This window comes from Salipiger sp. PrR002 (assembly GCF_010500775.1).
GTDB lineage: Bacteria > Pseudomonadota > Alphaproteobacteria > Rhodobacterales > Rhodobacteraceae > Salipiger.
Genome location: NZ_JAAGOU010000014.1, coordinates 70,496 through 95,082, shown reverse-complemented (window position 1 = coordinate 95,082; position 24,587 = coordinate 70,496). Strand labels below are relative to the sequence as shown.

Here is a 24,587-nt window from a genome sequence, read left to right as displayed (position 1 = left end):
GCTTACTTGAAGCGATAGTTGATCCGGCCTTTGGTCAGATCATAGGGGGTCATCTCGACCTGAACCTTGTCGCCTGCAAGAACACGGATGCGGTTCTTGCGCATCTTGCCTGCCGTATGCGCGATGATCTCATGGCCGTTCTCAAGCTCGACCCGAAACGTCGCGTTGGGCAGGAGTTCCTTCACGACACCGGGAAATTCGAGCGTATCTTCCTTGGCCATGCTTTCTCCTGAAAATGCCGTTCCGCCTCTAGGTCGCGGAACGCGCATGGATATGCGCCCAATCGCGGCGTTTTTCAAGGGTGCAATTGCAGATTGTCGGGAATAGCCGTCAGCACAGCGCCCGCAATGCAACGGGGCCGTCGCGCCCGGACTGATCGTCCCAATGGGTGCGGTTCAGCACGACGCCATCGTTACGGACCCGAGCGACGGCGTCAAGGTCCACCTCCGCATAGGTCCAGCCAGCCTTGCCCAGCACCCCTTCGGCGATCACGCCGGTGGCAGGGAAGCCCGTGTCGGGCGGGCAGAAAACCCCGCCCATGCCGGTGTTGGTGTCCACCGCTTCGGACCAGTCGCAATCGCCCACGGTCGAGGCCATCACCGCGATGCACTGCTGCTCGAGCGCGCGGGCCATGGCACCGATGCGCACGCGGGAATAGCCCGCCTGCGCCTCGGTGCACGACGGCACCAGCAAGAGATCGGCATCGCGCAGCGCACGGCCCAGCAGCGGGTATTCCGAATCGTAGCAGATCAGGATGCCGATCTTGCCCAGAGCGGTGTCGAAAAGCTGCAGCGGCGCGCCGCCCACCACATCCCAATCCTCGCGCTCGAAGCGGGTCATGATCTGCTTGTCCTGAAACCCCATGGCGCCGCCCGGGGTGAAGAGCCGCGCGCGGTTCACCGGGCGCGGCCCGAGGGTGCCATCAAAGACCGGCGCCGAGGCGGCGAGGATATGCGCGCCATATTTGCCCGCGAGGTCCGAATGCAGCGCATCAACCTGCGGGATACGCTCGGAAATGGCGTGAAGCGATCCTTCGAGGTCCGCCGCGGCCGCTGCCCCGGCAAGCGTGGCGATCTCCATCGCGCCATATTCGGGAAACACCAGAAGCTCGGCGCCCTGCCCCGCCGCCTCGGCCACCCAAGCCTCGATCTTGGTGGCATAGGCGTCCCAGTTGGCGAGAAAATCCATCGGGTAGGCGGCGGTGGCGATCTTCATTTGGGGGCTTCCGTGCTGTGTGGGTGGGGCGCGTGATGGTGCAGGCTGGGAGGGGGCGCTGCCCCCGTCGCGCAAAGCGCGACTCCCCCGGGATATGTTTGCCAAGAGGAAGTGTCTAGGACGCGGCCTATGGAGACTGGCTGAGGTCGCGCAGCCAGAATTGCAGCCGGTGGTCGGTGTCCTCGGGCTGGTCCACGTCTTTCCAGTTGAACCGCGCGGCAACGCCTTCGACCGGCGCGTAGCCGCGCTTTTTCCAGAACGGGTCGAGCGGCGCGTAATGCGGCGGGCGCAGCGGGTGATCGAGCGGGCGCTCGACGGCGCAGAAGGTGGACCATTTGCGGCCAAGGCTGCGGGCATGAGCCTCGCGCAGATCAAAGAAGCGATGGCCGATCCCCTGCCCGCGGGCGCTGCGCAGCAGCACCGACTCGGCGCAGTAGAAAATGTCGCTCAGCGCCAGCCCGGTGGCGGCGAAGGGCGCGGCGAAATCGCTGGCGTGATCCTCCATCGGCGTGCCGGTGGCGGCGCCGACCAGCTGCGTGCCCTCGAAGGCGCCCACCAGCACCGCGCCCTCGCTCTGCCGGTAGCTCTCGAGGTAGCGCCGCTCGTAGTAGAGATCGCCGTCGTAGAGATAGGGAAAGTCGCGGAAGACGGTGATGCGCAACCGGGCGACATCGTCGAGCGCGGCGTCGAGCGCCGCGCCGGTGAGGACCCGGACCTCGGTCACGAAACCTGCCGGATCCAGTCGGCGAGGTTGTAGTAGGTGACCACGCGGGTGATCTTGCCGCCTTCGAGCGAGAAGAACGACCCGGCTGGCAGGCGGTAGCTCTGGCCTTTGGCCTCTGGCAGGCCCGCGTCGGTGTTGAGATAGGTGCCGTTCACGATGAACTCGGCGGCGGCGCGGGTGCCGCCCTCGGCCTCGAAGATCACCATGTCGGTCAGCTGCTCGCGGTAGCAATGGGACATATGGGCGCTGAACTCGGCGAATTTGGTCTTGCCCGAGCGGATCTGCCCTTCGTTCACGTGATGCGCGATATCCGCGGACAGCAGGTCGAGCATCGCCTCGGTGTCGCCGCCGTTGAACGCGTCGAAATAGGCCTGAATGGTTTCGGTGGCGGTCATTTTTCTCCCCATCGGGTCTTGAGCTTGTCGTAGATCTGGTCGCGGGTCTGGCGGTAGGCGTTGAGCTTGGTCTCGCGGGTCTCGCCGAGCCCCGTGGGATCCATGATCGGCCAGTATTCCACCGTCAGATGAAAGAAGCGGGTGAGCTCCAGCGCGGCGCGCTGCGAGGCGGGCGACATGGCGACGATGAGATCGAAGCCCGAGAGCGTCTCGCCCATCTCTTCAAGCTCTTCGAAGCTGCGCGAGCGGTGCTTGCTGAGCTCGACGCCGATCTCCTGGCAGACGGAAATGGCAAACCCGTCGATCTCGAGATCATTCACCACGCCGACGGACTGCACATAGGTGCCCTGCCCGTAGAGCTTTTTCATGATCCCCTCGGCCATGGGCGAGCGCACGGCGTTGTGGTCGCAACAAAACAGAACCGATTGCGGCAGTTTCGGCACCAGGTCAGCCCCCGAAATGCAGCACGCAGATAAGGGTGAAGAGGCGGCGCGCCGTGTCTGTGTCGACCTCGGCCTTGCCCTCGAGCCGCTCCTGCAGGATGCGCGCGCCTTCGTTGTGGATGCCGCGCCGGGCCATGTCGATGGTTTCGATCTGGCTGGGGGCGGCGGATTTCACCGCGTCGAAATAGCTTTTGCAGATCTGGAAGTAGTCCTTCACCACCTGCCGAAAGGGCGCCAGCGAGAGGTGGAACTCCGCCGCCGGATCGCCGCCCTCGGTCGAGATGTCGAAGACCAGCCGTTTCTCGCGGATCGACAGGCCAAGCGCATAGGGGCCCTGCGGCACCTCGCGGCCCTCGCGCGGGGGCAGCGTGAAGCTGTTTTCTTCCATGAGATCGAACATGGCAACGCGGCGCTCCTGCTCGATCTCCGGGGTCGGAGGCGGCAGGTTGGCGTCGTCCAGCTCGATACGGGCGATATGGCTCATGGGCGCGTCCTCGGCTTCGGCTCCGGAATCTGTAGCCAATGCGCGGGGATGGGGCAATGCGCCTTACGCCGGAGGCGTAGCAAAGTCCTACGCCAGAGGCGTAGCAAAGCCCTGCGCCGGAGGCGTGGTGACCGCAGGTGCAGCGCTGCGCCTGCGACTTTAGTCTCAGCCGTTGAGTTTGCGCAGCCGCGCCGTCACCGAAAGGCCGTGCGCCTGCAGGCTCTCGGAGGTGGCCAGAACTTCGGCTGCCGGACCGATAGCGCGCAGCGCCTCGGGCGACATCTTGGCCAGCGTGGTGCGCTTGAGGAAATCGAGCACCGACAGGCCCGAAGAGAAGCGCGCCGAACGGGCGGTGGGCAGCACGTGGTTCGGGCCGCCGACGTAATCGCCGATGGCCTCGGGCGTCCACTGACCAAGGAAGATCGCGCCAGCGTGGCGGATCTGCTGCGACAGCGCCTCGGGGTCGGCGACGCAAAGCTCGAGGTGCTCGGGTGCCACGCGGTTCGACAGCGCGGCGGCTTCGGAAAGATCGCGGCAGACAATCACGGCGCCGAAATCGCGCCAGCTGGCCCCGGCGATGCCGCGGCGTTCGAGCACCTGAAGCTGCCGCTCCACCTCTTCGGTCACGGCGCGGCCAAAGGCGGCATCCGGGGTGATCAGGATCGACTGCGCGCTTTCGTCGTGCTCGGCCTGACTGAGCAGATCGAGGGCGATGAACTCGGGATCATTGTCCGCATCGGCGATGACGAGAATTTCCGAGGGGCCCGCGATCATGTCGATGCCGACCTTGCCGAACACCCGGCGCTTGGCGGCGGCGACAAAGGCGTTGCCCGGCCCGGTGATCTTGTCGACCGGCGCAATGCTCTCGGTGCCATAGGCCAGCGCTGCGATCGCCTGGGCACCGCCCATGCGGTAGATCTCGTCGACCCCGGCGATCTTTGCCGCCAGCAGCACCAGCGGGTTCACCACACCGTCGGGCGTGGGCACGGTGATGCAGAGCCGCTCGACCCCCGCCACCTTGGCGGGAATGGCGTTCATCAGCACCGAGGAAGGATAGCTCGCCAGCCCGCCCGGCACGTAAAGGCCCGCTGCCGCGACCGCCGTCCAGCGCCAACCCAACGTGGCGCCATCGGGATCGGTCCACTGCTGATCCTCGGGCATCTGCCGCACGTGATAGGCGCGGATGCGTTCGGCAGCGGTCTCGAGCGCGTCGCGCTCGGCCTGCGGCACCTGCGCGCAATAGCTGTCGATCTCTTCGGCGGTGAAGCGCAGCCCCGAAGCAGCCAGTTCCAGCCGGTCGAATTTCGCGGTCAGTTCGAGCACCGCCGCGTCGCCGCGCGCCCGCACATCGGCGATGATGCCGCCGACGGTATCGTCCACATCGGGGCTGTCCTCGCGCTTGGCGCTGAGCAGTTGGGCGAACTGCAGCTCGAAATCCGGCTCGGTGGTGTCGAGAAAGACGGGCATGGGCGATCTCCTTGTCGCGCCCGTGCTTAGAGACAAGCCGGGCGCGGCTCAAGTGGTGCAAGAGGGGATTCGCCCCTCTCCACGATGACGTGGATCAGCGAGTGACACATGCGAATCGCCTAATATGGGGAAATCGGCACGGGAGAGCCGATGTATTTTGGAGGAGCAAAGATGTTTAAGAACAATATTACCGCGCTCGGACTGGCGCTTGGCATGGCTGGGCTGTGCATGAGTGGCAGCGCCTCGGCGCAAAGCGCCGGAGAGACCGAATATATGAACGCCTGCGCCGCCTGCCATGGCGAGAGCGGCGTCGGTGACGGGCCGCTGGCGGAACTGATGACGGTTGATCTGCCGGACCTGACGCAGATCTCTGCGAACAACGACGGCGAATTCCCGATGCTTGAGGTCATTCAGATCATCGACGGGCGCAGCGGCATTCGTGGCCACGGGTATCCGATGCCGGTCTGGGGGCAGCGCTTCAAAGAGGCGCTGTCGGTCGAGATCGGCGCCTATGCCAGCGAGATCGTGACGCGAGGACGCATTCTCGCCCTCGCGCAGCATCTAGAATCAATGCAGCAGTGAGCCGCTGATCAGTCCTTGTGATCCGGCATCTGCCCCGAAATGGCGCGGTAGGGCCGGGTCACATCCTTGAGGCGCAGTTCCAGCGCCTCAACTTCGCAGCGGAGCGCACCGTCACCGGCGAAGGTCAGTTCGACATATCCCGCGCCATCCTCGCCGGGCTCGAAACCGACAGACAGCAGCGAGAGCACCGTGTCCTTGTCGTCGCGGCTGATTCCCTGAGCCGCCACCTTCAGCACGTTCTCGACCACCAGCAGCGCACGGACCCGCTCGGGCGGATCCTGATGCACGCCATCCTCGCGGCGGAGGCGATTCACCAGAAGCGCCAGCCGGTGGTGGCGCTTCTCCCATGCGACATCCGCGACGGTCAGCACCGCATCCTGCGCCAGCGCCGACAGCACCTGCAGGTCCTCGGGGTCCATCGCCCCGAGGTTGAGGGGCTGGCCGCCCGCGTCCTCGAATTTTGCGTCCTCGGTCACTCGCCCTTCACCCGTTCGATCTTGGCGCCCACGCCGCGCAGTTTGCGCACCACGTGCTCATAGCCACGGTCGAGATGGTAGACCCGGCTGACCACCGTGTCGCCCTCTGCCGCAAGACCGGCAAGAATCAGCGACACCGAGGCGCGCAGGTCGGTGGCCATCACCGGGGCGCCCTTCAGTTTCTCGACACCGCGCACACGGGCGGTGCCGCCCGACACGTCGATATTCGCGCCCATGCGCAGAAGCTCGGGCGCGTGCATGAACCTATTCTCGAAAATCTTTTCTTCCAGCACGCTTTCGCCATCGGCGGTGCAAAGCAGCGCCATCATCTGTGCCTGCAGGTCGGTGGGGAAGCCGGGGAACGGCTCGGTGGTCACATCCACAGCCTTCACCCGACCATTCTTGCGCGCGACCTTGAGGCCGGTCGGCGTTTCCTCGACCGCGATTCCCGCCTCGTCGAGCTTTTCGCAGAAGCTTTTAACCAGTTCGATCGTACCGCCGAGGCATTCGACCTCGCCGCCGCAGATCGCCGGGGCCAGCATATAGGTGCCCAGTTCGATCCGGTCGGTCACCACGCGGTGCGTCGCCCCGCCCAGCATCTCGACGCCCTGAATCTCGATGGTGCTGCTGCCCTCGCCCTCGATCTGTGCGCCCATCTTGCGCAGGCATTGCGCCAGATCGACGATCTCGGGCTCACGCGCCGCATTGCGGATCACCGTTGTGCCCTTGGCGAGCGTGGCGGCCATCAGCGCGTTTTCTGTGGCACCAACCGAGGCAAAGGGAAACTCCACGATGCCGCCCTTCAGGCCACCCGACGGCGCCTTGGCGTGCACATAGCCCTCGCGCAGATCAAGCTCCGCGCCCATCGCTTCCAGCGCCTTGAGATGCAGGTCCACGGGGCGCGCGCCGATGGCGCAGCCGCCGGGCAGCGACACTTCGGCATGGCCGAATCGCGCCAGCAGCGGACCGAGTACGAGAATCGACGCGCGCATCTTGCGCACGATGTCATAGTCGGCGCGGGTCGAGGTCAGCGCGTGGCTCGACATGGCCAGCACCTGCCCGTCGTTCAGCGCCTGCACTTCCGCACCCAGTGACTGCAGCAGCAGCGTCATCGTGCGGATATCGGACAGCCGCGGCGCATTGGTCAGCGTCAGCGGCTGATCCGACAACAACGTCGCGGGCATGAGGGTGAGGCAGGCATTCTTCGCGCCGGCGATGGGAATCTGTCCCGATAGCGGGCCATTGCCCGTGACGACGATCGAATCCATTAGCTGTCCTTTTCACTGCTCGGCCCGTCTTCGGGCTTTTTGTCGTCTTTCGAGGCGTCGCGCGCCTTCGCCTGTGCCTTGCGCCGGCCCAGATTCGCCTTGAGCGCCGCCTTAAGGCGGGCATCGCGGTCCTGTGCCGGGGATTTTTGGGGGCTCGTTTTGGGCTTCATGAACTTTCTTTACCGGAGAGGCAAAAAACCGTCCAGATTGCGCTTGCACCCCCCGGCGTTTGCCCTTAGACACCGCGCCACGCCACGAGGCACACCGACGCAACCTAGCGCGGACGCCTCGAAAGGCACACCGGCGCTGCTGTAGCTCAGAGGTAGAGCACTCCCTTGGTAAGGGAGAGGTCGAGAGTTCAATTCTCTCCAGCAGCACCACTTACCTCCCTGAAAATAGACAGTTTATTGTTGGGGCGCGCCGTGTGTGCCGCGCTGGCGAAGGCCGATCGCCCTTTGCTTTCCGTGCATTCCAGACATGCCGGGCGCCCCATACGAGCGCCCGGAAGAGTGCTCATTCGCTCAAGCCTTTGATCGCGCGTGGTCCGCCTGATTGTTCAGCATCCCAGCGCAAGAGAGCTGCCCCCTGCGCCGGGATCAGCGCTTAGCTGTAACCAAGCCGCGCAGACATTTCCGCAAAGCTCGTGGTTTTGCCCGCCACGGTCCAGCGAACCACCTGACGCAGCGCGTCTTCATTCGCCTCGCCGACGCCAAGCCCCTCCAGCTTGTCCTTATGTGACGCGCGATGCACCTCGGCGCCGCTGAAATGGCTGAGGGTCACGTCATCGGGCACATCGAAGGATTCGCGGAAGTAGTCCTCTTCGGAAACCAGCCGTTCCATCTGCAGAATCTCGCAGCCCGCTTCGAGCGCCTCGATATTAAATTGCATCACATGCGACAGCGCTGCCGCATAGGCAGCATTGGGAAAGGTTCGTGGAATCGGCAGTTTCGAGATCAGATGCTCGTCGAGGGTGACCATCTTGCGATAGCCCACCTGATCACCGCCGAGTGTCTTCTTCACCCACCAGGCAAAGCAGCTGCGCACGTGGCGCACGGGCTCGCGAACGATTATCCGGTGCTTGACGCCATTGGCCAGACAGACCTCGCGCCCCTGCGGCGCGTTGTAGAGGCAATGCACGGCGTAGACACGCTTGCCCGCGGCGGCGCTCTGCTTCATCTCGGCGACGAACTGATCGATCGGCGTGTCCTCCCCGCCCACGGCACCGCCCTTGGCAAAGTTGCGGGTGCCGTGGCGCACCTCCGCATTCGGAATGCCCGAGAGAATTTCGCTGATCGTATGCGTCGCCGCAAAGCCGATGGAATCCGCGAGGATCATCTTGCTGCCCCTGCCTGTGCTGCCGTTTCCTTATAGACATGGGTAGCAGCCGCCGGGTCCGGACCCCAGCCGCCCACCGCAGAGCCGTGCCGGTTTGGCGCAAGAGCGCCACAGCACGCGGGCGCGCACAACGAAACAGGCGGCGCGAAGGCCCGCGCCACCTGTGCGTGTGTTCGGCCAATGAGGCCCTTGCAGCGCCTCAGCCGCGCCGCTCGGGACGCCCCGGCACGCCATCATCGGCCAGCGCGCGGTTGCGGTAGCGGCGGTCTTCGGTGACATCCGCTCCGAACCAGTCGGGCGGCGTGAAGGCCCGCGCCGCCTCTGCGCTGTCGAACTCGACCTCCACCAGCACCAGCGGCGCCAGCGTCCCGGTGAAGACATCAAGCTCGAACCCCGTGCCGTCCGGCAGCGCGCCCACATAGCGTGTCTTTTCGAGCCGCCGCCCCTCGGTCGCGGGCCAGAGAGCCTCGAACTGCGCGGCGTCGATCTCGATCTCGCGCTCCATGCGCACCAGCCCACCCTCGGACTTCAGCGTCAGAAAGAAAGCCCCGCCCTTCTCGCGCAGGCGCAGTTCCACCGAGTCGCCCGCCTGCGTGACATAGCCCTGCCGGACCGGCTTTGCTTTCAGCTCCTCCAGCACCGGCAGTTGCGCCACGAGAAACTTGCGCTCGATCTCGACAGCTTCGGTTGCTTCGGTCATTTCAGGACCCTCTTGCTCAATTCATCATGCAGTGCCGTATAGGCCGCGCTGGCGGCACTCGACGGCGCGGTTGCCATCACCGGCGCGCGATGCACGCCCATGCGTTCGACATCCGAGGTGAAGGGAATGCTCGACTTCATCAGGCGCTTGCCGTGCTCGGCGCGCATCTCGTCCATGGTCTCGCCATGCAGCGACTTCACCCCCTGCACCATCGAAAAGAACCCGTGCAGCTTTTTGGGGCTCAGGTCATGGTCGCGGAAGAACTCCTGCAACTGCTCGAACGTGCGCTGCGACAGGGTCGTGGGAATGACCGGCACAACGATCGCGTCGGACGCGCGAAAGACATTTTCGGAAAGGGTCGAGATGTTCGGCGGGCAGTCCAGCAGGATCACGTCGTAATCGCCTTTCACCGCCTTCAACGCCTTCTTCAGCCGCGAGCGCGAATTGCGCATGCGGGCGAGGAACACATCGAAGTCGCGGAAGGTCATATTGGCGGGCAGGATGTCGAGATTGTCGAAATCGCTGCCGCGGATCGCCTTGGTGAAGCGCTGCACGTCCTCAAAGAACTTCGCCTCGGTCAGCTTCTTCGAGGGTTTCACGCGAAAGTAGAAGCTCGACGCCCCCTGCGGGTCGAGATCGCACAGCAGCACCCGGCGGCCGCCCTGCGCCAGCGCATAGGCAAGGTTCACCGAGGTCGCGGTTTTCCCGACGCCCCCTTTGTTGGAGTAGCAGGCGATGATCTTCATTTCTTTCCTCCGTGAAACAGCTCGCGGAACGTCATTTGGGTCTCGGCACTGTTGAACGTCGCGAAGCTGCCGACGACCTTGGCGCGCTCTGCCAGCTGCCGCTCGTGCAGCACGAGGATCAGCGCGCCAACGCTTTGCGCCACCTGCAGATTGCCGCTCTCGCCGCTGTCCTCAAGCCGCCTCAGGAAGTCGATAAGGCTGCCCTGCTGCACCGAGTAGTCGTTAAAAAGACCAAGGTTGTCCTGCAGGCGCTTCAGCGGCTTGATCAGCTTTTTGAACGGCCCTGCAGGGAACAGCGGGCCGAAAAACTCCATGAGATAGCGCAGCTTCTTGCAGTGGATGCGCAGCTCATGCACCTCGTGGTCCGGCGTCGCATCATCAATCGCCTCGGCGATGGTGCAGATCTTGCGGTAGCGTTTCCAGATCAGCTTGCAGGCGAAATCATAGGCCGGAAGGTCCGCGCGTTCGCCGCGCTGCAAGGCTTTGCGCTTGTCGAATATCTTGCCAAGCGCGGTGATCTCCTTGCGGTAGCCGGTGCTGCGCAGATGTTTCGCCAGCCCTGCCTGCGCGGCGGTGCGTTCCTCGGCGAACAAGGCGAACATCCGGTCGAGACCTTCGTGCAGGCTCTCCGGCAACATCGCGTAATAGGCATCCTTCTCGAGCAGGTAGACATCAAGGTCGCGCAGCCGCCCGGTGGGTTCCATCAACGCCGAAAAGCGCGCTTTCAGCTCGGCGGTTTGCTCGGCGGCATAAACGCCTTTGAACAGGCTGAGCACCGAGCGGATCTTGCGCAGCGCGATGCGGTAGTCATGCAGGAACTCGGTGTCGTCGTCGGCGATCACCCCGGCCTCATTGGCGCGCGCCACGGGAAGATAGGCGGCGATGATATCGCTGGCGGCGTCAAAGGCCTCTTCCTGCCCGTCCATTGGCACCTCGGGCTTGGCCACATAGGCCGAATGGCCGGGGAACAGCAGATCATAAAGCGCGCCATCATCCAGCGCCGCGCCGCCCAGCCCTTCGACCAGCTTCCGCAGCCGGGTCAGCGCCTTGTCGTAGCCGCGCAGCCCCTGCAGGCGGGCAATCGTCACACGCCCGCCCTCCGCCGCTTCGAGCACCCACAACAGCGCCCGCGCCTGCGTCTTTTCTTCGTCATCGAGCAGCGCCAGCTCGCCCCGGCGCATTTCGCCCGCGCCCACCGGCAGCAGGCAGCGCAGGGGCGAAAGGTCGGACAGCGCATGCTTCACCGAGCCCTCGGAGAACTCGGCGACAAAGCGCCCCGCCCCCGCCGAAGACTGGCCAAGCACCCGCCCGTCGGGCTGTAACAGTTCAAACTGCTCCGCCACTTCGATCAGCACACGGCCACTCAGGCGCAATTCCTGATCGAAGGTATCGCGGATCAGGAAGGCGCTGCTCGCCTCCTGCCAGCTAAGCTGGGGTTTAAGACCGCCCAGATCGGCGGCATCGACCAGCGATGCCCCCTCTGCGGCCGTGTCGGGGAGGAAGTAAAAGGCACCCTCGCCTTGAGTCATCTGGATTTCTTTCCGGTCTTGCGCAGGTAATCCTCGATCAGCGTCTCGACGATCTTCTGCACACTGCGATCCTCTTCGATGGCGCGCATCTTGAGCGCCTTGAGTGTCTTGCTGCTAAGCCGCAGGGACGTGTTCTTCTTCTCGTCCTTGGGCTTGATTTCTTTGGTCTTCGCCATGGCTGATACCCGCTAAAAGTGACGTCATGATTTCACTTTGAACCCGCAAGCGCAACGCGATTTCCCGGCACTGGCGCAACGGCAAAGCCACGGCGCTCTCCAAGCCGTGATCGCAGCCCGCCTCATGGGTGACACTTTCCCCGCAAAGGACTACATAAGCGCCTTGGCTGACACAGGAGATGCAGACCATGCGGAATCTTGTAGTATTTTTCGGGCTGGTGCTCGCCGCCGCCACCCCGGCCTCCGCGCAAAGTGACAAGGCGGCACGCTGCGAAACCTCGGCCAAGATGGTCATGGAAGCAGTGCAGGCGCGTAAGGACGGCATTCCGCAAAAGCGGACCGAGCGCGAATTGCGCCGGGCGCTGGATCGCGACTCGGGCGAGATGCTGGCGCAATGGATTTATTCGCTGCCCGAAAACCAGCTCACCCTTGATGTGGGCCGCAGCTGGGAACAGCAGTGCCTCTCGCAATGACGCCGCGCTGAGGCGCGCATTACGTGACCCGCACCCGCCCGCGTCGCCCTTCCGGTCGGCGCGGGCATCGGCTATCTGACACAAACACCAACGCGCGTGCCGAGCCGCATGGACTCGGCCCCCCTCTGCATTGATACTCCGAGCATGAGTCTACCACCCGGCTTCCTTGACGAATTGCGCACCCGTACGAGCCTGAGCCAGGTCGTCGGTCGCAAAGTCATGTGGGACACCCGCAAGTCCAATCAGGCCAAGGGCGACATGTGGGCGCCCTGCCCGTTCCATCAGGAAAAGTCCGCCTCTTTCCACGTCGATGACCGCAAGGGGTTCTACTACTGCTTCGGCTGCCACGCGAAGGGCGATGCGATCTCCTTCGTGCGCGAAAGCGAGAACGTCGACTTCATGGAAGCGGTCGAGATTCTCGCCCGTGAGGCAGGCATGCAGATGCCCGCGCGCGACCCGCAGGCCGCGCAGAAGGCCGACCGCCGCAGCCAGCTTGCCGAGGTGATGGAACAGGCGGTGCGGTTCTTCAGGATGCAGCTGCGCACCGGCGCCGCCTCCGAGGCGCGCGCCTATCTCGACCGGCGCGGACTGACGCAACCAGTGCAGGACCGTTTCGAGCTTGGGTTTGCGCCCGAGGGTTGGCAGCACCTTTGGGACCATCTGCGCGGACAGGGTGTCGCCGAGGACCTGATCATGGCGGCGGGGCTGGCCAAGCCTTCGCAGAAGGGCCGCGCGCCTTATGACGTGTTCCGCAATCGCATCATGTTCCCGATCCGCGATGGCCGCGGCCGCGCCATTGCCTTCGGCGGGCGCGCCATGGACCCGCGCGACAACGCCAAATACCTCAACTCGCCCGAGACCGAACTCTTCGACAAGGGCCGTAACCTCTATAACCACGCGCCCGCGCGCGAGGCGGCGGGCAAAGGCCAGCCGCTGATCGTCGCCGAAGGCTATATGGATGTGATCGCGCTCAGCGAGGCCGGGTTCGAGGCGGCGGTGGCGCCGCTCGGCACCGCCGTCACCGAGCATCAGATCGCGCTGCTCTGGCGCATCTCCGACGAGCCTGTGATCGCGCTCGACGGCGACAAGGCCGGTCTGCGCGCCGCCTATCGGGTGATCGACACCGCGCTGCCGCTGCTGATACCCGGCAAGGGGCTGCGGTTCGCCATCATGCCCGAAGGTCAGGACCCGGACGACCTGCTGCGCGCCAAAGGGCCGCAGGCGGTCAAGGCGGTGCTCGATCAGGCGCAGCCCATGGTGCAACTGCTGTGGCGCCGCGAGACCGAGGACAAGGTCTTTGACAGCCCCGAGCGCAAGGCCGCGCTCGACGCGACGCTGCGCGCCGCGATCAAGCGCATCCAGCACCCCGACCTGCGCCACCACTACGGCAATGAGATCAAGGAACTCCGCTGGCAGCTCTTCCGCAGCAAGCGCAGCGGCGATGGCGGAAACGGAGGCGGCAACTGGGGCGGAAAATCCGGCCAGCGCAGCCCGTTCCGCAGCGGTCAGCGCACCCAGAAATGGGGTCAGGCCGTCACCATCGCCCCCAGCGCCGCGGCGAAATCCTCGCTGCTGGTCTCGGCTGGCGAGGCTGCCGAGACGCGGCTGCGCGAGACCGTCATCCTCGCCGTGCTGCTGCGCTACCCGGCGCTGCTGCCCGAGTTCGAAGGCCCGCTCGAGACCCTGCCCTGCAGCGATCCCGATCACGCAGCGCTGCGTGACCTGTTCCTGCGCGCGGGAACGACCGATCCGGAAATACTTCAGGAAGACGCAGCGCAGAGAATCGGACCCGAGGCCCTTGATTCCCTCCTCGGGGCACGCCATGTGGCAGTTGTACCCTGCTTGCGACAGATCGGTGATATTGAACTCGCCCGCCTCACGGTGGCCGAGGAATTCGCCAAGATCGCGGCGCAGGCGGGACTCGTGGCCGAACTCGCAGAGGCGCTGGAGGATATGGAGAGCCTCGCGGACGAAGCCCTGACCTGGAGGCTGGGACAGGCGGCACAGGCGCGCAATCAGGCGGTTATGAACCGTTCTGAAGACGATGTGGAATTCGAAACCGGGGCCAATGGGGCCCGGATGGACAAAGAAGAACGCAGCGCTTTCGACGCGCTGCTGCAACAGATTCGCTTTTCCAAGGGTCAGAACTAGATGACCATTTAGGGAAACTGGAGGAAAAACGGGTACACGGGTGGCCGAATCATTTGATTCCCCCCATGATTCGCAGAAACGAATCACTTCACTTGCGCGAGTGCCGGCCAGAACCGGCCCCTCCCTTTGACGGAGCACTTCATGGCAGCCAAAGACAACGACGACGCCAAGCCGGAAACTCAGGACGACGCACATAGCCTCGACATGAGCCAGGCCGCGGTCAAGAAGATGATCGCCGAGGCGCGCGAGCGTGGCTTTATCACCTATGACCAGCTGAACCAGGTTCTGCCGCCGGATCAGGTCAGTTCCGACCAGATCGAAGACGTGATGTCGATGCTTTCCGAAATGGGCATCCAAGTCACCGAAGAGGACGAGGAAGCCGAGGAAGACGCGGACAAGAACAAGGGCTCGACCGATCTGGTCGACGCCTCCAAAGGCCGTGACGTCGCGCTGTCGTCCGGCGGCTCGGAAAAGCTCGACCGTACCGATGACCCGGTGCGCATGTACCTGCGCGAGATGGGCTCGGTCGAACTGCTGTCGCGCGAGGGTGAGATCGCCATCGCCAAGCGGATCGAGGCTGGCCGCAACACGATGATCGCGGGCTTGTGCGAAAGCCCCCTGACCTTTCAGGCGATCACCATCTGGCGGGAGGAACTTCTCAGCGAAGAGATTCTGCTGCGCGATGTGATCGACCTCGAGGCGACCTTCGGCAATCAGCTCGACGAAGACGGCGAGCTGAACGAGCCGGTGGTGGACGCCGGTGCCGGTGGCGAGGCCGCACAGAAGCCCAAGAGCAACGAGCCCGAGCTCGACGCCGACGGCAACCCGATCCGCAAGGATGACGACGAGGACGAGGACGATCAGGCCAACATGTCGCTGGCCGCGATGGAGACCGCGCTGAAGCCGCGCGTGCTCGAAACCCTCGATCTCATCGCTGCCGACTACGAAGCCCTGTCGGAAATGCAGGACGCCCGGATCAGCGCCACGCTGAACGAGGACGGCACCTTCTCGGACGCCGACGAAGCGCAGTACCAGAAGCTGCGCTCTGAGATCGTCGTGATGGTCAACGGCCTGCACCTGCACAACAACCGCATCGAGGCGCTGATCGACCAGCTCTACGGCATCAACAAGCGCATCATGTCGATCGACAGCGCGATGGTGAAGCTGGCCGATCAGGCCCGCATCAACCGCCGCGAGTTCGTCGCCGAGTATCGTGGTCGCGAGCTTGAGCCGAACTGGATGGACCGCATGGCCGAGAAAGACGGTCGCGGCTGGCAGATGTTCATCGAGCGTTTCTCGGACAAGGCTGACGAACTGCGCGCCGATATGGCGCAGGTCGGTCAGTATGTGGGCCTCGACATCAGCGAATTCCGCCGCATCGTCCAGCAGGTGCAGAAGGGTGAGAAAGAGGCGCGTCAGGCCAAGAAGGAAATGGTCGAAGCCAACCTTCGCCTCGTGATCTCGATCGCCAAGAAATACACCAACCGCGGCCTGCAGTTCCTCGACCTTATTCAGGAAGGCAACATCGGCCTGATGAAGGCCGTGGACAAGTTCGAGTATCGTCGCGGCTACAAGTTCTCGACCTATGCGACCTGGTGGATCCGTCAGGCGATCACCCGTTCGATCGCCGATCAGGCGCGCACCATCCGTATCCCGGTGCACATGATCGAGACGATCAACAAGCTGGTCCGCACCGGCCGTCAGATGCTGCACGAGATCGGCCGCGAGCCGACCCCGGAAGAGCTGGCGGAAAAGCTGCAGATGCCGCTCGAAAAGGTCCGCAAGGTGATGAAGATCGCCAAGGAGCCGATCTCGCTCGAAACGCCCATCGGCGACGAGGAAGATTCGCAGCTCGGCGATTTCATCGAGGACAAGAACGCCATCCTGCCGCTCGACAGCGCGATCCAAGAGAACCTCAAAGAGACCACCACCCGCGTGCTCTCTTCGCTCACCCCGCGTGAGGAACGGGTTCTGCGGATGCGCTTCGGCATCGGCATGAACACCGACCACACGCTCGAAGAGGTCGGCCAGCAGTTCTCGGTGACGCGCGAGCGGATCCGTCAGATCGAAGCGAAGGCGCTGCGCAAGCTCAAGCACCCGAGCCGGTCGCGCAAGCTGCGCTCGTTCCTCGACCAGTAAGCGCAAGGAGAGAGCCATGTCCTTCTGGTCACGTCTCTTTGGCGGCGGCGGTTCCGACACCGGCGCTGCCGCGCAGCCTCAGGCCGAAGCGGTGGAATACAAGGGGTTCGTGATCTTCCCCGAGCCGCAACCGACCGACGGTCAGTTCCGCATCGCCGCCCGGATCGAGGGTGAGGTGAACGGCGAGGTGAAGGTGCACCAGTTGATCCGCGCCGACGTCATCCGCGACCGCGACGAGGCGGTCGCCGCCTCGCTGCGCAAGGCGCAACAGATGATCGACGAACAGGGCGCCCGGATCTTCAGCTGAATCTTCAGCTGATCCCGCCTTCCAAGACCACAAAACGCCGCCCTTCGGGGCGGCGTTTTTGCGTTCCGGGCGATGCGAAGGTCACTCGCGCAGGTCCCGCCGCAACCGGCTCACAGACCGTAGTCCGACACCATCCGCGCCAGACCGTCGTCGAGCGAGACCTGCGGGCTCCAGCCGAGCAGCTGCCGTACGCGCGTGATGTCGAGAACGCTCGATTTCACCTCAAGGTCCGACGGTTTGCTGACGAGATTGAGGCTGCGCCCGGTGGCCGCCTCCATGCGCGCGATCAGACCGTTGAGCGTTGTCCCCTCCCCGGCCCCGAGGTTTAGGCGGGTGATCTGTTCGGGCAGATCGCGGGTCACCACCTGCGACACCGCACGGGTGAAATCATCCATATGCAGATAATCGCGCGAGGTCTCGCCGCTGCCGTAGACGGTGAACTCCGCGCCGGTGGCCAGCGCATCCAGCAAGAGCCGCATCACCCCCCGCTCGCGTCCGGGCATCGCCGTGCCATAAGGGTTACCAAGGCGCAGCAGGGTTAGGCGAAAGCCATGCTGCGCGGCAAGAAACAGCAGCGCGTTCTCCACCGACAGCTTGTGCAGCGCGTAGTACCCCTTCGGCTGCGGCTCGCGCGTCTCGGCAATGGGCAAATCCTCGGTGTCGCCATAGACGGCGGCGGTCGACAGATACACCAGATGCCCGCGCCAGCCCCGCGCCAGCAGCGCCTCGACGAAATCGGTCTGCGGCTCTGTCACCTCTCGGTTCAGCGCGGCGATGCTGTCGAACCTGCGCCGTGCGTCCGACAGACCCGCGCAATGCACGATGGTCGCCCCCTCGTCCCCCGGAGCCAGCCAGCCCGGATGCAGCGCATCGCTCACCTGCACATGCGGCAGCGCCGGTGCGCCCTCGGGCAGCGCGCTGCGCGAAATACCGGTGACCTCATGCCCCTCGGCATGCATGCGGCACAGGATCTCATAGCCCAGAATGCCCGCACAGCCCGTCACGTAAATGCGCATCGCAAATCCTTACCGTCGCCTCTGCGGCCTGCACCCTGCGCTGCCGCTTCCTGCCTTCCGGGATAAAGGCCGCCGCCTGCCCCGACAAGACGGGCCGCACAGACCGAGGCGTATGGGCAAGCCCCCGATGCCACGCGTGGCTTCACAGTTTCGCGGGCGTGACCCGATCCCCACGAAACCGCGCGAAATCAACCGGCAGGCCGCGCTTCTTCGCGCAGCGCCTAGCCGCGTGAATTCCGCTGCGTTAAGGTGCAGCCATAGTTTCGCGAAAGGACAGTTCATTGCGCCTTCGGCATCATTCCATTGCCCTGAGCCTCGCCCTGAGCGCCGCCGCCCTGCCGGCCTCTGCCTTCGAGACGCTCAGCTTTGCATTTCCCGGTCTGAGCGAGGACATGCAGACCCAGATCACCAATTATTCGCAGTTGGTGGCCACCAAATCCGAGGGCAAGACCGAAGGCCCCGATGTGATGGCCGCAGCTCTGTCCGACTATGGGATCATCGTCGAGACGCTCTATGCGTCCGGGTTTTATGGGCCCGAGGTGTCGATCCGCATCGACGGGCGCGAGGCGTCGGAGATTCCGCTGCTGTCCACACCGCAGAGCGTGAACCGTGTCGATGTGCTGGTGCGCCCCGGCCCGCGTTTCCAGTTTGGCCGCACCAATGTCACGCCGCTGGCGCCCGAGACCGACCTGCCCAGCGATTTCAAACCCGGCGAGCGCGCCAAAGCGACCACGATCACCAGCGCCGCGCAGGCGGCGGTGGATGGCTGGCGCAACGTCGGCTACCCCAAGGCCGAGCTGACCCGCGAAGATGTCACCGCCAACCACGCCGCGCGCCGCGTCGATGTGGACATGGGCGTGACCACCGGCCCGCGCCTGCGCTTCGGACGGATCGACACCGATGGCACCAGCAAGGTGCGCACCGCCGCGCAGCGCCGCATCGCCGGCATGCCGACGGGCGAGATTTACGACCCCGAGGAAGTTGAAGACGTGGTCGACCGGCTGACCCGCACCGGTGCCTTCGCCACGGTCACCCTTCGTGAGAAAGACACGCCGAACCCAGACGGCACGCTTGATTACACGCTCGACGTGGTCGACTCCAAGCCGCGCCGCATCGGCTTTGGTGCCGAGATCAGCTCGCTCGAAGGTCTGTCGGTGACCAGCTACTGGCTGCACCGCAACATCTTTGGCGGTGCCGAGCGGTTGCGCTTCGATGCCGAGATCACCGACATCACCGACCAGAGTGACACGCTCGATTACACGCTGACCGGCAGGCTCGACGTTCCTGCCGCCGTCGGCCCGGACACTGACGCCTACTTTCAGACCGAGCTTCAGCACCTGCAAGAGCCCGCCTATGACCTCGACAGCATCGAGCTGACCACCGGTCTCACCCGGCAGCTGACCGACAATCTCTATACCGAGATCGGCATCGGCTATCTCTACTCGGAAACCACCGACGACCTCGGCGAGCGCACCTTCGAGCTGCTCACCCTGCCGATCGAAGTGGAATACGACCGCCGCGATGACGAGTTCGACCCGCGCAAGGGCTACTACATCCTTGCCGATGCAACGCCCTTCCTGAACCTGCGCGACGATCCCAATGGCGCGCGGCTCTACGGCGATTTCCGCGGCTATTACGCCTTTGGCGAACGCCAGCGCACGGTGCTGGCCGGACGGCTGCAACTCGGCTCGGTGATCGGGCCGGACATCGACGAGACGCCTCCCGACTACCTGTTCTACTCCGGCGGCGCGGGCACGGTGCGCGGCCAGCCCTATCAGTCGCTGGACATCGACCTCGGCGACGGCGACTCGATCGGCGGGCGCAGCTTTGCCGGCATCTCCGGCGAGCTTCGGCAGGACATCGGCGAAAGCCTCGGCGCGGTGATCTTCTACGACGCGGGCTATGTCGGGCGTGACAGCACCCCCGGCGGCGATGATGGCGAATGGCACGCGGGCGCTGGCATCGGCGTGCGCTACAAAACCGGGATCGGCCCGCTACGTTTTGATGTGGCCATGCCCGCCGGTGGCGACACCGGTGACGGCGTGCAGATCTACCTCGGCATAGGACAGGCATTTTGACCCTTCTCAAGCGTTTTTCCCTGCTGCTGCTCCTGCCGCTCATTCTGGCGGCCCCCCCTGCCCTCGCGCAGGAAGAGGATGAGGACAGCGGCGGCTTTCTCGAGCGTCTGATCGAGGACTCGCTCTCGGGCGCGGGCCGCGACGTTTCGATCACCGGCTTCCGCGGCGCGCTCAGTTCTGAGGCGACGCTGGAGCGTATGACCATCTCGGATGACGAGGGGGTCTGGCTGGTGCTGGAGAATGCGACGCTGAACTGGCGCCGCACCGCGCTGCTGCGCGGCGCGCTGGTGGTCAACGAGCTGAGCGCCGAGCGGCTGGTGGTCGAACGCGCCCCGGCGGCGGGCGAAGAGGCCCCCGCGCCCGAGGCGTCGGGCGATTTCGCCCTGCCCGACCTGCCCGTGTCGGTGAATGTGGGCGAGCTCAGCATCGCGCGCGTCGAGTTGGGCGCTTCGCTGCTGGGCGAGGAAGTGGCGCTTGAGGTCAATGGCTCTGCCCAACTGGCCGATGGCGAGGGCGAGGCCGACATTTCGATCAACCGCCTCGACGGGCCGCAGGATTCGCTGAAACTGGCCGGCAGCTACGCCAATGAGAGCGGCGCGCTGTCGCTCGATGTCTCGCTCGAAGAGGAAAGCGGCGGCATCGTCACCACCAAGATGGGCCTGCCCGGCGCGCCCTCGCTGAGCCTTGCGCTGCAGGGCGACGGCGAGCTTGACGATTTCACCGCCGATCTGCAGCTCGCCACCGATGGCGAAGAGCGCCTTGGCGGCCAGATCACCCTGCTCGGCAGCGCCGAAGAGGGCCGCCGCTTTACCGCAGACGTCTCGGGCGATCTGCGCCCGCTGCTGCCCGAGCAGCACCGCGAGTTCTTTGGCCCCGAGCAGTCGCTGCAGGTCGCGGGCCTGCAGGGCGCCGACGGGGTGCTCGACCTCGAAACGCTGGATCTGCAGACCGCCATGGTCTCGCTCACCGGCGCCGCGCGCATCGGTGCCGACGGCTGGCCGGAACTGCTGCAGCTTGATGGCGAGATCGCCTCGGACGACGGCAGCCCGGTGCGGCTGGCCATGTCGGGCGATGTCACCATGGTCGATCAGGCGACAATCAATCTCGACTACGATGCCGCGCAGGGTGAGGCCTTCACCCTCGACGTGATCGCCGAAGGCATCGACCGCCCCGACATGTCGCTCGAACGCGCCGATATCGCGGGCCGTGGCACCATCCGCCGCAGCGCGGGCAATTCGCTTCCGGGTGGGGTCGAGGCACAAGTGACCTTCGATGCCACCGGCCTCGATTTTGCCGATGCCTCCATGGCCGATGCCGCGGGCGAGGAGCTTAAGGGCGTCATGCAGATCGACTGGCAGGCGGGCGATCCGCTGTATCTGCGCCAGATCGACTTTGGCGGTGCGGGCCTTGCGCTTGCGGGCGACGTGACCTTCTCGGGCATCGGCAACAGCGGCAACATCATCATCGAGCCGGACCTGCAGTTGCGCGCCGAGGACATCGGGCGCTTCTCCGGTCTGGCCGGACGCGAGCTTGGCGGCGACGCCAATGTCGCCGTCAAAGGCACGCTGGAGCCGGTCGCCGGGCGCTTCGACGTCACCGTCGATGGCCTGACCCGCGATCTGAAGACCGGCGTCGCGCAGGCGGACGGGCTGCTTGCTGGCGAGGTGGAGCTTTTCGCCTCTGCCGTGCGCAACGAGGAAGGCACCGAACTGCGGCGGCTCGACCTCTCGGGCGATGGCCTCAAGGCGGTGGCCGAGGCCAAGCTGCAGACCGGCGGCAGCACCGGCAGCTTCGACATTTCGCTGCCCGACCTGTCGCTGGTCGAGGCGGATATGACCGGCGCGGCCCAGCTTTCGGGCACGCTGACCGAAACACCGGACGCCTATCTTCTCGACTTCACCGGCAGCGCGCCGGGCGGCACTGACCTTGATGGTCTGCTGACCGCCAGCAAGCTCGAGGATGGCACCATCGGCAGCATCGGCTTTGAGGGCGATGCGGCGGCAGAGGATCTGGCCGCCTACGCCCCGCTCGCCGGGCGTCCTCTGGCGGGCGCGGTCGATCTGAACACCGATGTCACCTACACGCTCGACGGCGGCGCAATCGACGCGGTTCTGGACGGCACTGTCGCCAATATCGAGACCGGCATCGAACAGCTCGACGGGCTGCTGACCGGCAGTGTCGATCTCGACGCCTCGGTGAACTACGACAGCGACCGCGTGCTGATCCGCGAGCTGACCGTCGACGGTCAGGCCGTGCAGGTCAACGCCGAGGGCGAGGTCTATACCGCCGCCCTGCTGGGCGGCACCCCCTCTGCCAATGCGGGCCTCAGCAACGCCAGCTTTGACATTCGCCTGCCCGATATGTCGCTGATCCAGCCCGGCATCACCGGGCCCTTCGCGGCCACCGGCACCCTGCAGGAAGAAGCCAACAGCTACCGGCTCGACATCGACGCCAACGGCCCCGGCGGCGTGGCGATCAACGGCCTCGCCGAAGCGGGAAAAGAGGCGGATGGCAGCATTGGCACCGTGTCGTTCGACGGCGAGGTGGCGGCGGATGATCTGTCGGTCTACGCCGGGCTTGCGGACCGCCCGCTGGCGGGCGCGCTCGATCTGACCGCCGATGTGACCTACGACATGCAAAGCGGCGCCATCGACGCGGTGCTTGACGGCACGACCCGCGATATCGGCACTGGCATCGCGCAGGTGGACGGGCTGCTGACCGGCACCGTCGATCTCGACGTTTCGGCTGCCTATGACACCGAGAAGGTCGAGATCCGCCAACTCGAGGTGAACGGACAGGCGATCCGTGCCACCGCCGAGGGCGAGGTCTATACCGCGGCCCTCATGGGCGGCACCCCCTCCCCCGACGCGGGCCAGAGCAACGCGAGCTTTGACATCACTCTGCCCGACATGTCGCTGATCCAGTCCGGCGTGACCGGCAGCGCCAATGTGAACGGCCAGTTGCAAGAGACCGATGGCACCTACCAGCTCGACTTCACCGCCTCCGGCCCCGGCGAGACCACGGCGCAGGGCCGCGTCACCGCCGAAAAACTGGATGACGGCAGCGTCGGCACGGTGGCCTTCGACGGCAACGCCTCGGTCGCCTCGCTGGCGGCCTATGCGCCGCTGGTCGGCCAGCCGCTCTCGGGCGGCGTCAGCTTCGATGGCGATGTCTCCTACAACCTGCCCGACGGCAGCCTCTCGGCGAACGGTCAGCTGAATTCCAGCAACCTGCGCCTTGGCATCCCCACCGCCGATCAGCTTGTCGGCGGCGATGGCAGCGCGACGGTGCAAGTCACCCGCGACGCCAATGGCGTGCTGACGATCCAGCAGCTCGATGTGCAGACCGGCGAGGTCACGGCATCGGCCTCGGGCAGCTACGGCGGCGAAGGCTCGAGCATCAGCTATGAGGTGGCGCTGCGCGACCTTGGGCTGATCGTGCCGCAGCTTCCGGGCCGCGCCACCGCGCAGGGCACGCTTGCGGCGAATGGCGGGCAGTACCAGCTGCAGACCGCGCTCACCGCGCCCGGCGGCACGCAGGCGCAAGTCTCGGGCAGCATCGCGCAGGACTTCGGCACCGCCGATCTGGCAATCACCGGCAATGCGCCGCTGGCGCTGGCCAATCAGGTCGCCGCGCCGAACCTGCTGTCGGGCAATGCCAATATCGACATGCGGCTCAGCGGGCCGCTGGCGGTGAACTCGCTGTCGGGCAATGTGACGGTGAACGGCGCGCAGGTGATCCTGCCCGGTCCGGGGCTCGAACTCACGGGGCTGAACCTCAACGCCAATGTCGGTGGCGGGCAGACCACGCTCACCGCCTCCACCGCGCTGGCCACCGGCGGGCGCATCGAGGTGAACGGCACCATCGGCATGAGCGGCAACTACCCGGCCGATCTGGCCATCGCGCTCAACCAACTGGTGCTGGAAGATCAGCGGCTCTATCAGGTGCGGCTTGGCGGCAACGTCAGCATCTCTGGCCCGCTGCTCACCGGGCCTACGATCGGCGGCGACATCCTCATCGACAATGCCGAGATCCGCATCCCCGAGACCGGACTTGGCCCGAGCAGCCGTGGCTTTGTGCTGCACCACATTCAGGAACCCGCCGGATCGCGTATCACCCGCGCCCGTGCCGGGCTGCTGGACGAGGCCGATGGCGCTGACGGCGGCTCGAGCTATTCGATCCCGCTCGATGTGGTGATCCGCGCGCCGCAGCAGATCTTCGTGCGCGGTCGTGGTCTCGACATGGAGCTTGGCGGCGCGCTGCGCGTGACCGGCACCTCGAACGACATCATCACGCAGGGCCGGTTCGACCTGATCCGCGGCCGGTTGGACATCCTCGGTCAGCGCCTGACGCTCGACACCGCGTCCATGGCGCTGACCGGCGATTTCATCCCGACACTGGATATCGCCGCCACCTCGCAGGTGGAAAGCACCACGGTGACGGTCAGCATCACCGGGCTGGCGACCTCGCCCGAGGTCGATTTCACCTCCGACCCCTCGCGCCCCGAGGAAGAGGTTCTGGCGCTGCTGCTGTTCGGACGCGACCTGACCGAGATCTCGGGCTTCCAAGCGTTGCAGATCGCCGCGGCGATCAACACGCTGGCGGGCGGCGGCTCGGGGGCGGTGGACAACCTCCGGCAGGGCTTCGGGCTTGATGACCTCGACGTCACCACCAATGACGAGGGCGAGGCCGGGCTGCGCTTGGGCAAATACATCTCGGACAACATCTACACCGATGTCGAGGTGGACTCCGGCGGCGACAGTGCGGTGAATCTCAACATCAAGATCACCCCGAGCCTGAAGGCCAAGGGCAGCGTCACCTCGGATGGTGACAGCACGCTCGGCATGTATTTCGAACGCGATTACTGAGCCACGCCGACAAAA

General features: G+C 65.2%; 23 protein-coding genes and 1 tRNA gene. 8 read left to right on the top strand and 16 right to left on the bottom strand.

Annotated features, from left to right (window positions below; translation table 11 throughout):
• Positions 1-2: 2 nt before the first annotated feature.
• The 7 genes from infA to hisD all read right to left on the bottom strand — a co-directional run bounded on the left by infA (position 3) and on the right by hisD (position 4,728).
• Complete coding sequence (infA, locus tag G0A00_RS15470) at positions 3-221, bottom strand: translation initiation factor IF-1 (RefSeq protein ID WP_005978431.1); 219 nt, start codon at positions 219-221, stop codon at positions 3-5.
• Between the two features lie 109 nt (positions 222-330).
• Positions 331-1,215 carry a carbon-nitrogen hydrolase family protein gene (locus tag G0A00_RS15465; RefSeq protein ID WP_164182633.1) on the bottom strand — a complete coding sequence of 295 codons (885 nt, stop codon included), beginning with the start codon at positions 1,213-1,215 and terminating at the stop codon, positions 331-333.
• A gap of 127 nt (positions 1,216-1,342) precedes the next feature.
• On the bottom strand, positions 1,343-1,939 hold the full coding sequence (locus tag G0A00_RS15460; protein WP_164182635.1) for a GNAT family N-acetyltransferase: 597 nt from the start codon (positions 1,937-1,939) through the stop codon (positions 1,343-1,345).
• On the bottom strand, positions 1,936-2,334 hold the full coding sequence (locus G0A00_RS15455; protein WP_224907042.1) for a ketosteroid isomerase-related protein: 399 nt from the start codon (positions 2,332-2,334) through the stop codon (positions 1,936-1,938). The genes G0A00_RS15460 and G0A00_RS15455 overlap by 4 nt, the downstream gene beginning before the upstream one ends.
• Positions 2,331-2,777, bottom strand: coding sequence for a low molecular weight phosphatase family protein (locus G0A00_RS15450; protein WP_066101522.1), 447 nt, complete (start codon positions 2,775-2,777; stop codon positions 2,331-2,333). The genes G0A00_RS15455 and G0A00_RS15450 overlap by 4 nt, the downstream gene beginning before the upstream one ends.
• A gap of 4 nt (positions 2,778-2,781) precedes the next feature.
• Positions 2,782-3,261 carry a UPF0262 family protein gene (locus G0A00_RS15445; RefSeq protein WP_164182639.1) on the bottom strand — a complete coding sequence of 160 codons (480 nt, stop codon included), beginning with the start codon at positions 3,259-3,261 and terminating at the stop codon, positions 2,782-2,784.
• Positions 3,262-3,426: 165 nt separating this feature from the next.
• Positions 3,427-4,728, bottom strand: a complete 1,302-nt coding sequence (hisD, locus tag G0A00_RS15440) for a histidinol dehydrogenase (protein WP_164182641.1) — start codon at positions 4,726-4,728, stop codon at positions 3,427-3,429.
• 171 nt (positions 4,729-4,899) lie between these two features.
• Between hisD and G0A00_RS15435 the strand changes: the two genes are divergently transcribed.
• Positions 4,900-5,310 (top strand): c-type cytochrome, encoded by a 411-nt coding sequence (locus tag G0A00_RS15435; RefSeq protein ID WP_066101531.1) that lies wholly within the window; start codon positions 4,900-4,902, stop codon positions 5,308-5,310.
• Between the two features lie 8 nt (positions 5,311-5,318).
• On the opposite strand, the gene G0A00_RS15430 is transcribed toward G0A00_RS15435, so the two are convergent.
• From G0A00_RS15430 to G0A00_RS26380, 3 genes are read right to left on the bottom strand one after another with little or no spacing between them, the layout of a single operon-like run.
• Positions 5,319-5,786, bottom strand: a complete 468-nt coding sequence (locus G0A00_RS15430) for a DUF2948 family protein (RefSeq protein WP_066101534.1) — start codon at positions 5,784-5,786, stop codon at positions 5,319-5,321.
• Positions 5,783-7,054, bottom strand: a complete 1,272-nt coding sequence (gene murA / locus G0A00_RS15425; RefSeq protein WP_164182643.1) for a UDP-N-acetylglucosamine 1-carboxyvinyltransferase — start codon at positions 7,052-7,054, stop codon at positions 5,783-5,785. The genes G0A00_RS15430 and murA overlap by 4 nt, the downstream gene beginning before the upstream one ends.
• Positions 7,054-7,224, bottom strand: a complete 171-nt coding sequence (locus G0A00_RS26380) for a hypothetical protein (protein WP_193789508.1) — start codon at positions 7,222-7,224, stop codon at positions 7,054-7,056. Before G0A00_RS26380 ends, murA begins: the two co-directional genes overlap by 1 nt.
• Positions 7,225-7,359: 135 nt before the next feature.
• On the opposite strand from G0A00_RS26380, the gene G0A00_RS15420 reads away from it, so the two are divergent.
• A tRNA-Thr gene (locus G0A00_RS15420) sits at positions 7,360-7,434 on the top strand.
• 223 nt (positions 7,435-7,657) lie between these two features.
• On the opposite strand, the gene G0A00_RS15415 is transcribed toward G0A00_RS15420, so the two are convergent.
• The 5 genes from G0A00_RS15415 to G0A00_RS15395 form a co-directional block, all read right to left on the bottom strand.
• Positions 7,658-8,389 carry a hypothetical protein gene (locus tag G0A00_RS15415; protein ID WP_164182645.1) on the bottom strand — a complete coding sequence of 244 codons (732 nt, stop codon included), beginning with the start codon at positions 8,387-8,389 and terminating at the stop codon, positions 7,658-7,660.
• A gap of 199 nt (positions 8,390-8,588) precedes the next feature.
• Positions 8,589-9,089: a CYTH domain-containing protein gene (locus tag G0A00_RS15410; protein WP_164182647.1), complete on the bottom strand. Its 501-nt coding sequence runs from the start codon at positions 9,087-9,089 to the stop codon at positions 8,589-8,591.
• Complete coding sequence (locus G0A00_RS15405; RefSeq protein ID WP_066101546.1) at positions 9,086-9,835, bottom strand: ParA family protein; 750 nt, start codon at positions 9,833-9,835, stop codon at positions 9,086-9,088. Before G0A00_RS15405 ends, G0A00_RS15410 begins: the two co-directional genes overlap by 4 nt.
• Positions 9,832-11,364: a CHAD domain-containing protein gene (locus G0A00_RS15400; protein WP_164182648.1), complete on the bottom strand. Its 1,533-nt coding sequence runs from the start codon at positions 11,362-11,364 to the stop codon at positions 9,832-9,834. The genes G0A00_RS15405 and G0A00_RS15400 overlap by 4 nt, the downstream gene beginning before the upstream one ends.
• Positions 11,361-11,540 (bottom strand): ribbon-helix-helix protein, CopG family, encoded by a 180-nt coding sequence (locus G0A00_RS15395; RefSeq protein WP_164182649.1) that lies wholly within the window; start codon positions 11,538-11,540, stop codon positions 11,361-11,363. The genes G0A00_RS15400 and G0A00_RS15395 overlap by 4 nt, the downstream gene beginning before the upstream one ends.
• 188 nt (positions 11,541-11,728) lie before the next feature.
• Between G0A00_RS15395 and G0A00_RS15390 the strand changes: the two genes are divergently transcribed.
• From G0A00_RS15390 to G0A00_RS15375, 4 genes are all read left to right on the top strand, one after another.
• Positions 11,729-12,013, top strand: coding sequence for a hypothetical protein (locus tag G0A00_RS15390; RefSeq protein WP_066106624.1), 285 nt, complete (start codon positions 11,729-11,731; stop codon positions 12,011-12,013).
• 144 nt (positions 12,014-12,157) lie between these two features.
• On the top strand, positions 12,158-14,164 hold the full coding sequence (gene dnaG, locus G0A00_RS15385) for a DNA primase (protein ID WP_164182650.1): 2,007 nt from the start codon (positions 12,158-12,160) through the stop codon (positions 14,162-14,164).
• A gap of 141 nt (positions 14,165-14,305) precedes the next feature.
• Positions 14,306-16,303: an RNA polymerase sigma factor RpoD gene (gene rpoD, locus G0A00_RS15380; RefSeq protein WP_164182651.1), complete on the top strand. Its 1,998-nt coding sequence runs from the start codon at positions 14,306-14,308 to the stop codon at positions 16,301-16,303.
• 16 nt (positions 16,304-16,319) lie between these two features.
• Positions 16,320-16,610: an HlyU family transcriptional regulator gene (locus G0A00_RS15375; RefSeq protein ID WP_164182652.1), complete on the top strand. Its 291-nt coding sequence runs from the start codon at positions 16,320-16,322 to the stop codon at positions 16,608-16,610.
• A gap of 110 nt (positions 16,611-16,720) precedes the next feature.
• On the opposite strand, the gene G0A00_RS15370 is transcribed toward G0A00_RS15375, so the two are convergent.
• Entirely contained in the window at positions 16,721-17,626 is a 906-nt protein-coding gene (locus G0A00_RS15370) for an NAD(P)-dependent oxidoreductase (protein WP_164182653.1), read from the bottom strand.
• Between the two features lie 281 nt (positions 17,627-17,907).
• On the opposite strand from G0A00_RS15370, the gene G0A00_RS15365 reads away from it, so the two are divergent.
• Together G0A00_RS15365 and G0A00_RS15360 are read left to right on the top strand one after the other, a co-directional pair.
• Positions 17,908-19,704: an autotransporter assembly complex family protein gene (locus G0A00_RS15365; protein ID WP_164182654.1), complete on the top strand. Its 1,797-nt coding sequence runs from the start codon at positions 17,908-17,910 to the stop codon at positions 19,702-19,704.
• Entirely contained in the window at positions 19,701-24,572 is a 4,872-nt protein-coding gene (locus G0A00_RS15360; protein WP_164182656.1) for a translocation/assembly module TamB domain-containing protein, read from the top strand. Before G0A00_RS15365 ends, G0A00_RS15360 begins: the two co-directional genes overlap by 4 nt.
• Positions 24,573-24,587 lie beyond the last annotated feature (15 nt).

Excerpts from the sequence above, each read along its gene's own strand:
- infA (WP_005978431.1), bottom strand. The coding sequence starts at position 221 with ATGGCCAAGGAAGATACGCTCGAATTTCCCGGTGTCGTGAAGGAACTC.
- G0A00_RS15465 (WP_164182633.1), bottom strand. The coding sequence starts at position 1,215 with ATGAAGATCGCCACCGCCGCCTACCCGATGGATTTTCTCGCCAACTGG.
- G0A00_RS15455 (WP_224907042.1), bottom strand. The coding sequence starts at position 2,334 with ATGACCGCCACCGAAACCATTCAGGCCTATTTCGACGCGTTCAACGGC.
- G0A00_RS15445 (WP_164182639.1), bottom strand. The coding sequence starts at position 3,261 with ATGAGCCATATCGCCCGTATCGAGCTGGACGACGCCAACCTGCCGCCT.
- hisD (WP_164182641.1), bottom strand. The coding sequence starts at position 4,728 with ATGCCCGTCTTTCTCGACACCACCGAGCCGGATTTCGAGCTGCAGTTC.
- G0A00_RS15435 (WP_066101531.1), top strand. The coding sequence starts at position 4,900 with ATGTTTAAGAACAATATTACCGCGCTCGGACTGGCGCTTGGCATGGCT.
- murA (WP_164182643.1), bottom strand. The coding sequence starts at position 7,054 with ATGGATTCGATCGTCGTCACGGGCAATGGCCCGCTATCGGGACAGATT.
- G0A00_RS26380 (WP_193789508.1), bottom strand. The coding sequence starts at position 7,224 with ATGAAGCCCAAAACGAGCCCCCAAAAATCCCCGGCACAGGACCGCGAT.
- G0A00_RS15415 (WP_164182645.1), bottom strand. The coding sequence starts at position 8,389 with ATGATCCTCGCGGATTCCATCGGCTTTGCGGCGACGCATACGATCAGC.
- G0A00_RS15410 (WP_164182647.1), bottom strand. The coding sequence starts at position 9,089 with ATGACCGAAGCAACCGAAGCTGTCGAGATCGAGCGCAAGTTTCTCGTG.
- G0A00_RS15405 (WP_066101546.1), bottom strand. The coding sequence starts at position 9,835 with ATGAAGATCATCGCCTGCTACTCCAACAAAGGGGGCGTCGGGAAAACC.
- G0A00_RS15400 (WP_164182648.1), bottom strand. The coding sequence starts at position 11,364 with ATGACTCAAGGCGAGGGTGCCTTTTACTTCCTCCCCGACACGGCCGCA.
- G0A00_RS15395 (WP_164182649.1), bottom strand. The coding sequence starts at position 11,540 with ATGGCGAAGACCAAAGAAATCAAGCCCAAGGACGAGAAGAAGAACACG.
- G0A00_RS15390 (WP_066106624.1), top strand. The coding sequence starts at position 11,729 with ATGCGGAATCTTGTAGTATTTTTCGGGCTGGTGCTCGCCGCCGCCACC.
- dnaG (WP_164182650.1), top strand. The coding sequence starts at position 12,158 with ATGAGTCTACCACCCGGCTTCCTTGACGAATTGCGCACCCGTACGAGC.
- rpoD (WP_164182651.1), top strand. The coding sequence starts at position 14,306 with ATGGCAGCCAAAGACAACGACGACGCCAAGCCGGAAACTCAGGACGAC.
- G0A00_RS15375 (WP_164182652.1), top strand. The coding sequence starts at position 16,320 with ATGTCCTTCTGGTCACGTCTCTTTGGCGGCGGCGGTTCCGACACCGGC.
- G0A00_RS15370 (WP_164182653.1), bottom strand. The coding sequence starts at position 17,626 with ATGCGCATTTACGTGACGGGCTGTGCGGGCATTCTGGGCTATGAGATC.